The 15,138-nt window shown below is 60.8% G+C and carries 15 protein-coding genes; 5 read left to right on the top strand and 10 right to left on the bottom strand.

Translation table 11 applies throughout. The features are described 5' to 3' along the window. Positions 1–178: 178 nt before the first annotated feature. Complete coding sequence (locus PseAD21_RS28260) at positions 179–1,762, bottom strand: peptide chain release factor 3 (RefSeq protein WP_064119440.1); 1,584 nt, start codon at positions 1,760–1,762, stop codon at positions 179–181. A gap of 357 nt (positions 1,763–2,119) precedes the next feature. Here PseAD21_RS28260 and PseAD21_RS28255 point away from each other — a divergent pair, with 357 nt between their 5' ends. From PseAD21_RS28255 to PseAD21_RS28235, 5 genes are all read left to right on the top strand, one after another. After that, a complete protein-coding gene (locus tag PseAD21_RS28255; protein WP_172667905.1) occupies positions 2,120–2,809 on the top strand; it encodes an ABC transporter permease in 690 nt (229 codons plus the stop codon). A 21-nt stretch (positions 2,810–2,830) separates the two neighbouring features. Continuing rightward, positions 2,831–3,724 carry a glycine betaine ABC transporter substrate-binding protein gene (locus tag PseAD21_RS28250; protein ID WP_102359004.1) on the top strand — a complete coding sequence of 298 codons (894 nt, stop codon included), beginning with the start codon at positions 2,831–2,833 and terminating at the stop codon, positions 3,722–3,724. A 13-nt stretch (positions 3,725–3,737) separates the two neighbouring features. Further along, on the top strand, positions 3,738–4,391 hold the full coding sequence (locus tag PseAD21_RS28245) for an ABC transporter permease (protein ID WP_102359003.1): 654 nt from the start codon (positions 3,738–3,740) through the stop codon (positions 4,389–4,391). Next, on the top strand, positions 4,388–5,545 hold the full coding sequence (locus PseAD21_RS28240; RefSeq protein ID WP_047291222.1) for a betaine/proline/choline family ABC transporter ATP-binding protein: 1,158 nt from the start codon (positions 4,388–4,390) through the stop codon (positions 5,543–5,545). The genes PseAD21_RS28245 and PseAD21_RS28240 overlap by 4 nt, the downstream gene beginning before the upstream one ends. Positions 5,546–6,192: 647 nt before the next feature. Further along, positions 6,193–7,356, top strand: a complete 1,164-nt coding sequence (locus PseAD21_RS28235) for a type III PLP-dependent enzyme (RefSeq protein WP_034154440.1) — start codon at positions 6,193–6,195, stop codon at positions 7,354–7,356. A 278-nt stretch (positions 7,357–7,634) separates the two neighbouring features. Here PseAD21_RS28235 and madM read toward each other — a convergent pair whose 3' ends face one another. From madM to mdcA, 9 genes are all read right to left on the bottom strand, one after another. Continuing rightward, entirely contained in the window at positions 7,635–8,399 is a 765-nt protein-coding gene (gene madM, locus PseAD21_RS28230; RefSeq protein WP_102359002.1) for a malonate transporter subunit MadM, read from the bottom strand. A gap of 1 nt (position 8,400) precedes the next feature. After that, positions 8,401–8,817 (bottom strand): malonate transporter subunit MadL, encoded by a 417-nt coding sequence (madL, locus tag PseAD21_RS28225; RefSeq protein WP_102359001.1) that lies wholly within the window; start codon positions 8,815–8,817, stop codon positions 8,401–8,403. Between the two features lie 66 nt (positions 8,818–8,883). Next, entirely contained in the window at positions 8,884–9,804 is a 921-nt protein-coding gene (gene mdcH / locus PseAD21_RS28220) for a malonate decarboxylase subunit epsilon (protein ID WP_102359000.1), read from the bottom strand. Beyond that, positions 9,801–10,421, bottom strand: a complete 621-nt coding sequence (locus tag PseAD21_RS28215; RefSeq protein WP_102358999.1) for a malonate decarboxylase holo-ACP synthase — start codon at positions 10,419–10,421, stop codon at positions 9,801–9,803. The genes mdcH and PseAD21_RS28215 overlap by 4 nt, the downstream gene beginning before the upstream one ends. Next, complete coding sequence (gene mdcE, locus PseAD21_RS28210) at positions 10,415–11,200, bottom strand: biotin-independent malonate decarboxylase subunit gamma (protein ID WP_102358998.1); 786 nt, start codon at positions 11,198–11,200, stop codon at positions 10,415–10,417. Before mdcE ends, PseAD21_RS28215 begins: the two co-directional genes overlap by 7 nt. After that, entirely contained in the window at positions 11,197–12,048 is an 852-nt protein-coding gene (locus tag PseAD21_RS28205; protein WP_102358997.1) for a biotin-independent malonate decarboxylase subunit beta, read from the bottom strand. Before PseAD21_RS28205 ends, mdcE begins: the two co-directional genes overlap by 4 nt. Continuing rightward, on the bottom strand, positions 12,041–12,340 hold the full coding sequence (locus PseAD21_RS28200) for a malonate decarboxylase subunit delta (RefSeq protein ID WP_007913697.1): 300 nt from the start codon (positions 12,338–12,340) through the stop codon (positions 12,041–12,043). The genes PseAD21_RS28205 and PseAD21_RS28200 overlap by 8 nt, the downstream gene beginning before the upstream one ends. Continuing rightward, complete coding sequence (locus PseAD21_RS28195; RefSeq protein WP_102358996.1) at positions 12,340–13,212, bottom strand: triphosphoribosyl-dephospho-CoA synthase; 873 nt, start codon at positions 13,210–13,212, stop codon at positions 12,340–12,342. Before PseAD21_RS28195 ends, PseAD21_RS28200 begins: the two co-directional genes overlap by 1 nt. Further along, complete coding sequence (mdcA, locus tag PseAD21_RS28190; protein WP_102358995.1) at positions 13,212–14,882, bottom strand: malonate decarboxylase subunit alpha; 1,671 nt, start codon at positions 14,880–14,882, stop codon at positions 13,212–13,214. Before mdcA ends, PseAD21_RS28195 begins: the two co-directional genes overlap by 1 nt. Positions 14,883–15,138 lie beyond the last annotated feature (256 nt).

Here is a 15,138-nt window from a genome sequence, read left to right as displayed (position 1 = left end):
TTTGGCGTCTGAAAAAGTGACTCGCCGTAAGGGCGAAACCGCCACCCGCCCCACCCACTAAAACGGATATACCCCCACCCCCAAGAACATGGTCGGCCCAAAGGCCGCCAAGACAAACAGCCCAAAAAAAACCCCCAAGGCATACACCTCAGGGGCTTCAGACAAAACAGCTCAACGCTTAGTGGTGCTCACGCGTCGCACGGAATTTCACATCCGGCCAACGCTCTTCCATCAACGCCAGGTTAACCCGCGTCGGCGCGAGATAGGTCAGGTGACCGCCGCCGTCGACCGCAAGGTTTTCTACTGCCTTGTTGGAGAATTCTTCGAGCTTCTTCTTGTCGCCGCATTCGATCCAGCGCGCAGAGTACACAGTGATCGGCTCGTAGGAGCACTCGACCTTGTATTCCTCCTTCAAACGGCTCGCGACCACATCGAACTGCAGCACACCGACGGCGCCAAGAATGATGTCGTTGCTGCGCTCCGGGAAGAACACCTGCGTCGCGCCTTCTTCGGCCAACTGCTGCAGGCCCTGACGCAGTTGCTTGGATTTCAGCGGATCACGCAGACGCACGCGACGGAACAGCTCCGGGGCGAAGTGCGGGATACCGGTGAAACCGAGGGTTTCGCCTTCGCTGAAGGTGTCGCCGATCTGGATCGTGCCGTGGTTGTGCAGACCGATGATGTCGCCAGCAAAGGCTTCTTCAAGCTGCTCACGCTCGGAGGAGAAGAACGTCAGGGCGTCGCCGATGCGCACGTCCTTGCCGGTACGCACGTGGCGCATCTTCATGCCTTTCTCGTACTTGCCCGAGCAGATACGCATGAAGGCGATGCGGTCACGGTGTTTCGGGTCCATGTTCGCCTGGATCTTGAAGATGAAGCCCGAGAACTTCTCTTCCACCGGCTCGACGGTACGCTCGTTGGCCACACGGGCCAGCGGACGCGGCGCCCAGTCAACGACAGCGTCGAGCACGTGGTCGACCCCGAAGTTACCCAGCGCGGTACCGAAGAACACCGGGGTCAGTTGACCGTCGAGGAATTCCTGCTGGTTGAACTCGTGGCAGGCGCCCTGCACCAGTTCCAGCTGCTCGATGAAACGCTCGTACTCGTCGCCCAGATGCGCGCGGGCTTCGTCCGAATCGAGCTTCTCGATGATCTTGGTTTCGGTGCGTTCGTGACCGTGACCGGCGGTGTAGACAATAATGTAGTCGTCAGCCAGGTGGTACACGCCCTTGAAGTCGCGGTAGCAACCGATCGGCCAGGTGATCGGCGCAGCCTTGATTTTCAGAACGGCTTCGATCTCGTCGAGCAGTTCGATCGGGTCGCGAATGTCACGGTCGAGTTTGTTGATGAAGCTGACGATCGGCGTGTCACGCAGACGGCAAACGTCCATCAGCGCAATGGTCCGTGGCTCGACACCTTTACCGCCGTCGAGAACCATCAATGCCGAGTCGACCGCCGTCAGGGTGCGGTAGGTATCTTCGGAGAAGTCTTCGTGGCCCGGGGTGTCGAGCAGGTTGATCATGTGTTCGCGATACGGGAACTGCATGACCGACGTGGTAATGGAAATACCCCGCTGCTTCTCCATCTCCATCCAGTCGGATGTCGCATGGCGATCGGATTTACGGGATTTCACCGTGCCGGCCACTGCAATCGCCTTGCCCATCAACAGGAGCTTTTCGGTGATCGTGGTTTTACCGGCATCGGGGTGGGAAATAATGGCGAAAGTGCGGCGTTTCGCGACTTCGGCGGCCTGGTTGGTCATGGGAAATCGCCTGGCGGTGATTCAAAAAAGGGCCGCGATTATAGCCCAAGTCGATGCAATAACCGAACCGTTGAGCACATTAAGGGTGGCCAAATGCTGCCCCAGATGGGAACCTTTTAAAGCACGGAGACGTCCATCCCCTGTTACGACATTTCGTCAGGGGCTGAAAAATCAGCAAGTTAGCCTGACGAGGCTGCGCTCATGGCTCGCTTACAGACCGCTTTGCCGGCTCTGAAAAACGGCTACTTTTCGCGAACGACTCTCCCGGCAGCCAGGCATGGCATGCCACTCGGGACTGCGCTCGCCGACTACAAAAAAAGGAGTCCGCCTGTGGCTATCCGCTATGGCAAAGGGCTGATGGGAGGTGCGGTGGTGATCGCGCTCCTGGCCCTGCTGGTCCACTGGATCGGCATCAACACGATCGAACACTACCGCGACGATTTGTTGTTTTACCTGCAAGCTCATCTGATTCTCGTCCTCGCTTCAATGCTGGCCGCCCTGGTCGTGGGCATCCCCGCCGGTATCTTTCTCAGTCGCCCGACCATGGTCGGCCGCGCTGAACGCTTCATGCAGATCTTCAATATCGGCAACACCGTGCCACCGCTGGCGGTACTGGCGATTGCCCTGGGGATTCTCGGCATCGGCAGTGGCCCGGCGATCTTCGCTTTATTCCTCGCCTCCTTGTTGCCGATTGTGCGCAACACCTACGAAGGCCTTAAAAACGTTCAGGGTTCGCTCAAAGAAGCGGCCGTCGGCATCGGCATGACCCCGCGTCAGGTGTTGTGGAAAGTCGAACTGCCCAACGCCGTGCCGATCATCGTCGGTGGCGTGCGTGTGGCATTGGCGATCAACGTCGGGACCGCGCCGCTGGCGTTCCTGATCGGCGCCAACAGCCTCGGCAGCCTGATCTTCCCCGGCATCGCCCTGAACAATCAGCCGCAACTGCTGCTCGGTGCCGCGTGCACCGCGCTGCTGGCCCTGCTGCTCGATGGCGTGGTCACCCTCGCCAGCCGTCTCTGGCTGGAACGCGGTCTGCGCCCGTCTTAAGGCTTTTGCGAAGGAATATTTATGAAACGGCTTAGCTTGATTCTGGGTTGCGTCCTGCTGTTCGCAGGATTTGCCCAATCGACGGAAAAACCGCTCATTCGCCTCGGCGCTCGAGTATTTACCGAGCAGACCCTGCTCGCCGAAATCACCGCGCAATACCTGCGCAGCAAAGGTTACGACGCGCAGATCACCGGTGGTCTGGGCAGCAACCTGGCCCGCAGCGCCCACGAAAGCGGACAGTTGGACATGCTCTGGGAATACACCGGCGTGTCGCTGGTGGCTTACAACCATGTCACTGAAAAACTCGACAGCGCCCAGTCCTACGCCCGGGTCAAAGAACTCGACGCGAAAAAAGGCCTGGTCTGGCTGACCCCGTCGAAATTCAGCAACACCTACGCCCTCGCGCTGCCAAAAAACGTCGCCGAGAAATACCCGCAGATCAACAACATCAGCCAGTTGAATGAAGTGCTGCGCGCCGAGGCCAAGACCAACCATCTGGTGGCACTGGACACCGAGTTTGCCAACCGCTCTGACGGTCTCGACGGCATGGTCAAACTCTACGACATGAACCTGACCCGCAAAAACATCCGGCAGATGGACGCGGGGCTGGTCTACACCGCGCTGCGCAACGGCCAGGTGTTTGCCGGTCTGGTCTACACCACTGACGGCCGCCTCAACGCTTTCGGCCTGAAGCTGCTGGAAGACGACAAGCACTACTTCCCCGACTACACCGCTGCGCCAGTGGTGCGTCAGGCCTACCTCGACGCGCATCCGCAACTGGCCGAGCAACTCAAACCGCTGGCCGAACTGTTCGACGACGAAACCATGCGTCAGCTCAACGCACGGGTCGACGTCGATCACGAAAGCCCATCGAAAGTTGCCGCCGATTTCCTGCGCCAACATCCGCTGAATTAAGAGAGGAGAAGTCATGGAATTCCTGAACGCCTTTTCCCATCTCGACTGGCAGCAGGTGATGCACCTGACCTGGCAGCACATCACCCTCGTCGGCATCGCCGTGACCCTGGCGATTGTCGCTGGCGTGCCGCTGGGTATTCTGATGACGAGGTTTCCGACCCTCGCAGGTCCCTTGCAGGCCAGCGCCACGGTGCTGCTGACCGTGCCGTCGATTGCGCTGTTCGGCCTGCTGCTGCCGTTCTACTCCAAGTTCGGCCAGGGCCTTGGGCCGATGCCGGCGATCACCGCCGTGTTCCTTTATTCACTGTTGCCGATCATGCGCAACACCTACCTCGCATTGACTGGCGTCGAACCGGGTATCCGTGAAGCCGCACGCGGCATCGGCATGACCTTCGGCCAGCGCCTGCGCATGGTCGAGCTGCCGATTGCGGTGCCAGTGATTCTCGCCGGCGTGCGCACTGCCGTGGTGATGAACATCGGCGTGATGACCATCGCCGCGACCATCGGCGCCGGTGGCCTCGGCGTGCTGATCCTCGCTTCCATCAGCCGCAGCGACATGTCGATGCTGATTGTCGGCGCGCTGCTGGTCAGTCTTCTGGCGATCTTCGCCGACCTCCTCCTGCAGTGGCTGCAACGTACGCTGACTCCAAAAGGACTGCTCAAATGATCGAACTTCAAAACCTCAGCAAAACTTTCCAAAGCAACGGCAAAGACGTCAAAGCCGTGGACTCGGTAAGCCTGACCGTCAATGAAGGCGAAATCTGTGTGTTCCTCGGGCCATCGGGTTGCGGCAAAAGCACCACGCTGAAGATGATCAACCGCCTGATCAAACCGACCTCGGGCAAGATCCTCATCAACGGTGAAGACACCACTGATCTCGACGAAGTGACCCTGCGTCGCAACATCGGCTACGTGATTCAGCAGATAGGTCTGTTCCCGAACATGACCATCGAAGAGAACATCGTCGTCGTGCCGAAACTGCTCGGCTGGGACAAACAGAAATGCCACGACCGCGCTCGTGAACTGATGAGCATGATCAAGCTTGAGCCCAAGCAGTATCTGCATCGCTATCCGCGTGAATTGTCCGGTGGTCAGCAACAGCGCATCGGCGTGATCCGCGCACTGGCGGCCGATGCTCCACTGTTGCTGATGGATGAGCCGTTCGGTGCGGTCGACCCGATCAACCGCGAGATGATCCAGAACGAATTCTTCGAGATGCAACGGGCGCTGAACAAGACCGTGATCATGGTCAGCCACGACATCGACGAAGCGATCAAGCTGGGCGACAAGATTGCGATCTTCCGCGCCGGCAAACTGCTGCAGATCGATCACCCGGACACCCTGCTCGCGCATCCGGCGGACGACTTCGTCAGCAACTTCGTTGGCCAGGACAGCACCCTGAAGCGCCTGCTGTTGGTCAAAGCCGAAGATGCGGCGGACAACGCACCGTCGGTGAGCCCGGAAACCCCGGTGGCCGATGCGCTGGAATTGATGGACGAGCATGACCGCCGCTACGTGGTGGTCACCTGTGCCGAGAACAAGGCGCTGGGTTATGTGCGTCGCCGCGACCTGCACCGTCAGACTGGTACCTGCGCGCAGTTCCTCCGGGAGTTCAACGCCACGGCGGCGTACGACGAGCATTTGCGCATCCTGCTGTCGCGCATGTACGAGTTCAATCGTTCGTGGCTTCCGGTGATGGACGCCGAGCGGGTGTTCCTCGGCGAGGTGACGCAGGAGTCGATTGCGGCGTATCTCAGCTCGGGACGTTCGCGCGGGATGAAGACCAATATCGTATCGCCGGCTGAGGCGGTAGTCGCCTGATTACCCGGTAAAAACACACACCCCTGTAGGAGTGAGCCTGCTCGCGATAGCGCAATATCTGCCAATGAAGATGTAGGCTGAAAAAAAGTCATCGCGAGCAGGCTCACTCCTACAGGATCAGGGGTGTTATTAAGTCATTCACAAGACGGAAAAGAATCTCAACACCTGAGAACCGGACAGCATGCCTTGCGCAGCCTTCAAAACCGGCAAAATCCCCCTCACACCCACCTTTCGCCGCCAACGTCGCCGATTTTGACGCCATCACACTTACCCACGACTTCGCCGACATAATCCGCGAACGTGCAGGTATTTTTAACACTGAAAAATTCCCGGGGAACATCTGCCCGTCATCTCGGTCGGCTACAAAGAGTGATGAACGCGACGCACGTCAGAAGCGTGCAGAAACGCGACATTTTTAGTTGATCTCAGGCCCCTCACGCCCTAAAGTTCGCGCCGAACGTCCATGCTGGAAACGATCCATCCGGCTCAAGTACTGACGACGAGACAGCAAGGCCAAGGGCAGATACGCCCGTGGCCTTTTTGCTTTCGGCGACATGCCTTGGGAAGTAGGCGAACCAAAGTGGGGATACGGAGGACGTTCATTTGCACCCATTGATAATTTTAGTTTGCCAGTAGGAGATCCCAGCATGTCGATCCAGGTCGAAGACTATTTCGCGCGCGCTACATTCGACAAAATGAAGGCGTTCGCCGACAAACAGGAAACCCCGTTCGTGGTGATCGACACCGCGATGATTGCCCAGGCCTACGATGACCTGCGCGCCGGTTTCGAATTCGCCAAGGTCTACTACGCGGTCAAGGCCAACCCGGCCGTCGAGATCATCGACCTGCTCAAAGAGAAAGGTTCGAGCTTCGACATCGCCTCCATCTATGAGCTGGACAAAGTGATGGATCGTGGCGTCAGCGCCGACCGTATCAGCTACGGCAACACCATCAAGAAATCCAAGGACATCCGCTACTTCTACGAGAAGGGCGTGCGTCTGTTCTCCACCGACTCCGAAGCCGACCTGCGCAACATCGCCAAAGCGGCACCAGGCTCGAAAGTCTACGTGCGCATCCTGACTGAAGGCTCGACCACGGCTGACTGGCCTCTGTCGCGCAAGTTCGGCTGCCAGACCGACATGGCCATGGACCTGCTGATCCTCGCTCGCGACCTGGGTCTGGTGCCGTACGGCATCTCGTTCCACGTTGGCTCGCAACAGCGCGACATCAGCGTCTGGGACGCGGCGATCGCCAAGGTCAAAGTGATCTTCGAGCGACTGAAAGAAGAAGACGGTATTCACCTGAAGCTGATCAACATGGGCGGTGGCTTCCCGGCCAACTACATCACCCGCACCAACAGCCTGGAAACCTACGCCGAAGAAATCATCCGTTTCCTGAAGGAAGACTTCGGTGATGACCTGCCGGAAATCATTCTGGAACCGGGCCGTTCGCTGATCGCCAACGCCGGCATCCTGGTCAGCGAAGTGGTACTGGTTGCACGCAAGTCGCGCACCGCCGTCGAACGTTGGGTCTACACCGATGTGGGCAAGTTCTCCGGCCTGATCGAAACCATGGACGAGGCGATCAAGTTCCCGATCTGGACCGAGAAGAAAGGCGAGATGGAAGAAGTCGTGATCGCCGGCCCTACCTGCGACAGCGCCGACATCATGTACGAGAACTACAAGTACGGTCTGCCGCTGAACCTGGCGATTGGTGATCGTCTTTACTGGTTGTCGACCGGTGCGTACACCACCAGTTACAGCGCGGTTGAGTTCAATGGCTTCCCGCCGTTGAAATCGTTTTACGTGTAAGAGCAGCTGCGAGTTTCAAGCTGCTAGCTGCAAGTGAAAAGCCCATGACGTGTCATGGGCTTTTTTGTGTCTGGCTTTGAGATTTGTGGTGTGCTTTCGATCTATACCCCTCACCCCAGCCCTCTCCCCCAAGGGGGCGAGGGGGAAAGGGAGCAGATCGGGGGGCTTTTCAAAACCTGAGGTCGACTCAGGAATTTCAGGTCGGCGAACCTCCAATATCCAACTCGGTCAGTCCCCTCTCCCTCTGGGAGAGGGCTAGGGTGAGGGGCTGTTGATCTTCAACCCACAATCCCGCGAACAATGAAGAACAGCAGCGAAGGCCCCAGCAAACACCCAAGCCCGGTGTGAAACGTAGCCGTCAACGCCCCATAAGGCACCAACCGCCGATCCGTCGCCGCCAGCCCTGCGGTCACCCCACTCACCGTCCCGGCCAGACCACCGAAAACCATCGCCGAGCGCGGGTTATCCAGGCCCATCCAGCGCGCCGCAACCGGCGTGCCGACCATCACCAGAATCGCCTTGATCAACCCGGTGGCAATCGACAGCGCCATCACATCCGAAGTCGCACCAATCGCCGCACCGGTCACCGGCCCGACGATGTAAGTCACCGCGCCCGCACCGATGGTAGTCATGCTCACCGCATCGCGATAACCGAAGGCCCAGGCCATGCTCGCGCCGACAATGAACGGCAGAATCGTGCCCAGCAGCAGCGCGATCACGCCGATCAGCCCGGCTTTCTTCGCTTCGGTCGCCTGCACTTCGAACGCAGTCGCCACAATCGCGAAATCACGCAACATCGCCCCGCCCATCAGGCCGATACCGGAGAACAGCGACAGGTCCGCCAGACCCTTTTGCCCGCCGGTCATGGTACCGCCGACCCAGGCCAGCACCAGACCGATAACGATGGCAATCGCCGAGCCGTGAATGCGCCCGAACGTCAGCCGTTTGGAGAGAATCACCGAGACCCACATGATCACGCCGACGAAGGCGAAAGCCGTGACCAGACCGTTGTGTTCCAGACCGTTTTCAATGAGGTCCCACATGTCAGCGACCTCCTACTGGCGTGCCGACGGGCGTGACTTGCGCCGGTTCGTCGGGTAACGGCTCGCCTTTATGCGTGCGGCTGATCAGGGCAATGGTGCAGCCACAGACCACCACCGAACCGATCGCCGCCAGCACCGCCACCGGGCCGCCGTGCAGCGCGGTGACGACGTTCTGTTGCGCGGCCATCGCCACCACCACCGGAATGTACATCGCGCCCCAGAAGCCGACGCCCATCTCGCAGTCTTTGGTCATGCCACCGCGCTTCTGCATCCACAACCGCGCGCAGATCAACAGGATCATGGCGATGCCGACCCCGCCGACGTTGGATTTGACGCCCAGCAGTACACCGAGCATGTCACCCATGATCACCCCTGCCAGCGTACAGATCGCCAGCAGCGCCACACCGTAAATAATCATTGTTGTAGTCCTCAAAGTGCATCGTCGAATGTTGTTTTTGTTGTTCGAAGCCTGAGTCGCGGCGGTTTATGGTCGGCGGCCACCCTCCTCTCGCAACAGCGCCTGCAAGGTGTCCAGCCGCGCACTGTCGAAGGCAGTGACCGTGCCCTGCTCGAACACCCGGCGCGCCAGCCCGGTCAGTACCGCACCGGGCGGCAGTTCGATTTGTAGCCGCACGCCGCGCTCATAAGCGCTTTGCACGGTGCCGCGCCAGTCCACCACGCGGCACATGTTGAAGGCGAGGTCGTCGCGCAGAGCGTCAGGTTTGATCACCGGACGCGCGCGGCTGCCACTCAGGTAAGCGATTATCGGGGTCTTCACTTCCACTTTCGCAAAGGCATCAGCGAGGATCTGAGCCGGTTGATCCAGCAACGGACAGTGCGACGGCACACTCACCGCCAGGCGCTTTGCCAGACCGGCGCCACGCCCGCGCGCCAGTTCGGCCACCGCTTGCATGGCCTTGTCGCTGCCGGCAATCACCACCTGGTTGTCGGCGTTGATATTGGCCAGATACACCGGCGAATCCTCGCTGTGCACCTGCGCCAGCAGCGTTTCGACTGTGGACAATTGCAGGCCGATGATCGCGGTCATGCCGTAGCCTTGTGGATAAGCTTGCTGCATCAGCTCACCGCGCAGGCTGACCAGATGCAACGCGTCGCTGAAGCTCAAAGAACCGGCAACCACCGCTGCCGGGTAAGCGCCGATGGACAGGCCGGCGACGTAATCCGCCGTGAGCCCGTCCTGCAACAGCTGCCGCGAGGCAGCGACCCCGGCGATCAACAGACACAGCTGAACGGCTCGGGTGGTGCGCAACGCTTCGGGAGAATCGAGCAGCAGGACATCTTCACCGAGCACATCACTCGCCTCGATCAAGGTTTCCCGAGGCAAACGCTGGAGCATGCCTGGCTGCTGCGCGCCCTGGCCGGGAAACACCAGCAGACTGCTCACGCTGCCTGCTCCTGCGGGTTCCATGGGTCAGACACCAGACAAGCCTGATGAGCGTTTTTCAGCAGCACTCGTGCCGACCCGCTGGCCCATTCACGCAAAGCCACAGCACCGAACGGAGTCTGCAATTGCATGTCGACCCGGCACATGGCTTGGTCGAAACGTGCGACCAGTTTGCGTGCCTGATTACGCGTGATCAGTTGCGGTGTACGCAGGATCAGATCGAGGTCACTGGCCGCGTGCATCGCAGTAAAACCGCTGGCCAATTCAAAGCCGACACTGCCGCTGACGCCCCAAACCCAACCGCAATCGTCGAGCATCGGCCGCAGTTGTTGGAGCGCCTGCATCACTGGCAGATCGCGCTCACAATCAACATGACAAAGCGCCTCCGGACTGACCCGACAGGCAATCGAATCCAGTGCCATAAACGCCGCCAACCGCTGCTCGCGCAACACACCGCGCACGCCGACCGCGACTAAACCTTCCTCGCTCAGCGCCCGCCGCACCACCACCGGTTGCCCGGCGGCCAGCGACTCGACTGCCCACTGCGGCGCATCCGCCGGCAGCTGCGCAGGCGTCATGTCCCACAGCAGATCGTGGGCCAGAGGCATGCTCACCACTGCCCCCTCAGCAGTTCGCGCACACGGCTGGATGCCTGGCGATTTTTTGCGCCAAGACGGTTGCTCAAATCAGTCGCGGCAATATCGTCGATGGCTTGCTTCAGGCATTCGCTGACCCGCGCCAGATCCTCCGCTGTCGGCTGCTCGATCTGCTGCACCGACAGGGTTTCCCAGAGCAATCCGAGGCTGGCGTAGCTGTCGATGTCGTAGGCCATCGGCGGCACGCTGGCGGCCAGCGCTTCCAGTTCCTCGACACTGCGCAAGGTCACCCGCGCCGCCGATGCCTTGCCCATGGCATGCACCATCACGCCCGGATCGCGCAGCGCGATCATGCGGTTGGCCTGATAACCGTGAGCGAGAAACGCCCCGGACATGGCCTTGCCCACCAGCAGCGCAATCAGCGGATGCCCGGCCAGACGCGCGCGGGCATAACTGTCCGCCGCACCAGCCAGCGCCTGGTGAATGCCGAGCGCTTCTTCGCGCCGGCCATAAGCCTGACTGGGTACATCGACGATGGCGATGATCGGGCGCTTCTGCGCTTTGTCGCGATCGGCAGTGATCACATCATCCACAGCCTTGGCCAAACCCCAGCCCTCGAGCAAACCGACTTCGCCGTTTCGGGCTCGAGGAAAACGATTATCCGGGTCAGCAACCACAGCGATAAAACGCCCCAGCTCACCGTCAGCAACTTTCAACGATGGCGGCAGTCCTTCAACACTTTTAGCGCCCGCGCTCAAGGCGTTGAACCAGTTCAAACCGCGCAGCGAATAACCGCTCATGAGCGCTCTCCTTGATACAGATCACGAACCACCGACGGCTCGATTTGCTGGTCGGTGTCCAGGCTCGCCAGACGTCGCAGGAACCATTCGGCGCGCTGGCTGCGTGGCTGCGCGGGCAAACCTTGCTGCAGCAGTTCACCGACCTGCTGCCGAATCTGCGCCACGTCATCGGCGACATAACGATCCACCAGACCACTGGCGAAACGTTGCTCGCCACCGGTCAGGCTCCAGATAAATGGACGATCGCGCGAGTCGTATTCTTCGATGCCGGCTTCCTGCTCGATCACCTGTGGGCCGTTCAAACCCAGGCGTGCTTCCTGAGTCACCAGCAAATAGCTGCACAGCGCAGCGGCAATCGACATGCCACCAAAGCAACCGACGCTGCCCGCCACCACCCCAACCACCGGTTGGTACTGCTGCAAATCGACAATCGCCGCATGAATATCGGCAATCGCCGCCAGCCCGAGGTTGGCTTCCTGCAAGCGCACGCCGCCGGTTTCCAGCAGCAGCACGGCGCGGGTCGGAATGCCTTTGCGGTTATCTTCGGCGGCCAGTTCCAGTGCACCGGCAATCTTCGCCCCACCGACTTCGCCGAGGCTGCCGCCCTGAAACGCGCCTTCAATCGCCGCGATTACCACCGGCAAACCATCGAGGCTGCCCTTGGCGATCACCACGCCGTCATCGGCTTGCGGCACCACGCCCTGGCGTTCGAGCCACGGCGACATGACGCGTTGAAACGGATCGAGCAATTCGCGGAAGGTCCCGGCGTCGAGCAAGGCTTTCGCCCGTTGCCGCGCACCGAGTTCGACGAAGCTGTGTTTGTGCAAAAGCGCTGCGCTGTCAGTCATGGCCGATCTCCTCGAAACCTTGTTCCAGCCGCAGGCGCACCACCCCCGGCGTCGCGCCGAAATCGTGGATATCGATGGCCATCGCCGGCGGCGTGGTACCGTCGAACATCCGCGCAAACAGGTGCTGCCAGCGCAGCTGCGCACCGTTGACCGAGGTCTGCACATTGATCGTCAGTTTGCCGGCCAGCCCCGGTTCGATCAGTACTTCCAGATCGCCCGAGCCGACACAACCGACCAGCGCCCGTCCACGTGGCGGCTGCCCGGCGGGGAATTCAAAGGATAAGGTTTCCATCAAAACGCTCCCTGAAGGATGCCGTCGCGCTCGATTCGGTCGAGCAGCAACGTGGCGGCGAGCAAGTCGGCGGCGCCACCGGGCGAGGCATTCAATGCGATGAGTTGTTGATCCAGTTCGTGCAGGCGACGACGCCCGGTGAGACTGGCGCTGCCACCGGCGTCGAGCACCGCTTGCGCGCCGTGTTGCATGGCCTGCAGACCTTGTTCACCGGCGCGGTAGAGCACGCAGGTGTCAGCGAGCTCAGTCATGATCGCGAGCAAGGCGTCGAGCCGGGCGTTCTGTTCGCCGTGGCCGTAGGCGCGGCTGCGCTTGAGTAGTGGCAGACCGCGTTGCAGCACTGAAGGGAAGCCGAGTTGTGCTTCCTCGCGGGCACCGCGTGCGCCGTAACGCAGGGCGACCTGGGCGCCGTGGCTCAAGGGTTTTGGTGCGTAGCGATCGTCCAGCAAGGCCAGACGCGCGGCGCGCAGGGTCACGGCGTTAGCACTGGAGGATTGCGGTTCCAGTGCAGCGGCAGTCACTAATAAACCCAGCGCCCAAATCGCCCCGCGATGCGTGTTCACGCCGTTGGTGGTCGCGAGCATCGCTTGCTCGCCTTCGCGGCCGATGCGGCCAATCGCTTCGCGCAACGGCAATCCGACTTCGCCTGTCGCGTTGGCGGCCTCGGCCATTTCCTTGAACGCCGGCCACAACGACAACGCCGACGCGTGCATCAGGCCCAGGTGCAAATCGGTGTGTGCGCCATTGCCACGCCGATCGACCAGCGCCGGTTTCGGCGACAGATCGGCTTCGTCGATCAGCGCATCCACCGCCAGATCGGCCAGGCGTTCGCTCAGGCTGACGGGTTTCGCTTGCAGGTTGAGTGCGTGCATTACCAGCTCCTGAATTTCGCGGGCGGGTTGTAGAGGCCGCCGGACCACTCGACCAGATCGGCCACGCTTTTCGCCGCAAGCAGTTCGCGGGTGGCGTCGGTGCGACGGATGCCGAGGTCTTCGGGCAAGGCGATCAGGCCTTCGCGGCGCATGCGTTCGGTGTCTTTCGGGTTGTGGCGCAGGCCGATGGCGGTGACGCCCGCCACCGCGGCGATCATTGCCTGGCGTTCTTCCAGCGAGCGCGCCTTGTACAGGTAGGCGATGCCTTCTTCGGTGAGCAGGTGGGTGACGTCGTCGCCGTAGATCATGATCGGCGCCAGCGGCATGCCGCTTTTCTTCGCCACTTCCACCGCATCTAGGGTTTCGACGAAGGTCGGTTTGCCGCCCTCCTGGAAGGTCTCGACCATTTGCACCACGAGTTTCTTGCCGCGTTCGAGCATCGGTTGCTGCGCATCGTCGTGGCGCATGTCCAGCCACGCAGGGGTGCCGTGACGGCGACCGCGCGGGTCGTGACCCATGTTTGGCGCCCCGCCGAAACCGGCGAGACGGCCACGGGTGACGGTTGAGGAGTGGCCATCGCCATCGACCTGCAACGTCGCGCCGATAAACAGATCCACCGCGTATTGCCCGGCGAGTTGGCAGAACATCCGGTTGGAACGCAGCGAGCCGTCGCGGCCGGTGAAGAACACGTCCGGGCGCGCGGCGATGTAGTTTTCCATGCCCAGTTCGGTGCCGAAGCAATGCACGCTTTCGACCCAGCCGCTTTCAATCGCCGGAATCAGCGTCGGGTGCGGGTTGAGCGTCCAGTTGCGGCAGATCTTGCCTTTGAGACCGAGGGATTCGCCGTAGGTCGGCAGGATCAATTCGATGGCGGCGGTGTTGAAACCGATGCCGTGGTTGAGCGACTGCACGTTGTGTTTTTCGTAGATACCGCGAATCGCCATCATCGCCATCAACACGTGCACAGGCTTGATGTGGCGTGGGTCGCGGGTGAACAGCGGTTCAATGTAGAACGGCTTGTCGGCGACCACGACGAAATCGACCCATGAGGCAGGGATGTCTACGCGGGGCAGCTCGCTGACGTCGTCGACCAACTGGTTGACCTGGACGATGACGATGCCGTCGCTGAACGCCGCCGGTTCGATCAGTGCGGGAGTGTCTTCGGTGCTGGGGCCGGTGTAGATGTTGCCTGCGCGGTCGGCCATGAACCCGGCCGAGAGCACGACGTTGGGGATCAGATCCACCACCAGTCGGGCGTAGAGTTCGATGTAAGTGTGGATCGCACCGACTTCCAGCAAGCCGTCTTCGAGCAACTGGCTGATGCGCAGGCTCTGGGTGCCGGCGAAGGAGAAGTCGAGCTTGCGGGCGATGCCGCGTTCGAACAGGTCCAGATGCTCGGAGCGACCGACGCTGGGCATGATCATATGCAGGTCGTGGAGCTTTTCCGGGTCAGCCTTGGCCAGCGAACGAGAAAGAAAATCCGCCTGCTTCTGGTTGTTGCCCTCCAGCACCACACGGTCTCCGGGATGAATCAGCGCTTCGAGCGCCTCGACGATCTTGTCGCTGGGCAACACCACACCGTCGGCCAACCCGCGCACCTTGTCGAGACGCCGCTGCTTCTCGTCACGCCGCCGCGTCCAGCGCGAGTCGGGGGAAATTGTTGTTGTCATGCTCACTCCACGGGGTTCGCTGTCGTGGAGCTAAGGTAGGCGTGTGGGGTGGGGGCATCAATCAAGCGCAGCGGCGAATCATTACGCCCAGGGTAACGATCAAAAGCACCCTCACCCTAGCCCTCTCCCGGAGGGAGAGGGGACCGATTGGGGGATGCTCAAGGGATACGCCGACCTGATCGTGCTTTACTGAATCCATAATCGACTGGGTATTTCAGGTCGATGTACAACGCCAGACACCTCGGTCGGCCCCCTC

It is taken from the genome of Pseudomonas sp. AD21 (assembly GCF_002878485.1).
GTDB lineage: Bacteria > Pseudomonadota > Gammaproteobacteria > Pseudomonadales > Pseudomonadaceae > Aquipseudomonas.
This window is presented reverse-complemented; position numbering and strand designations above follow the sequence as displayed.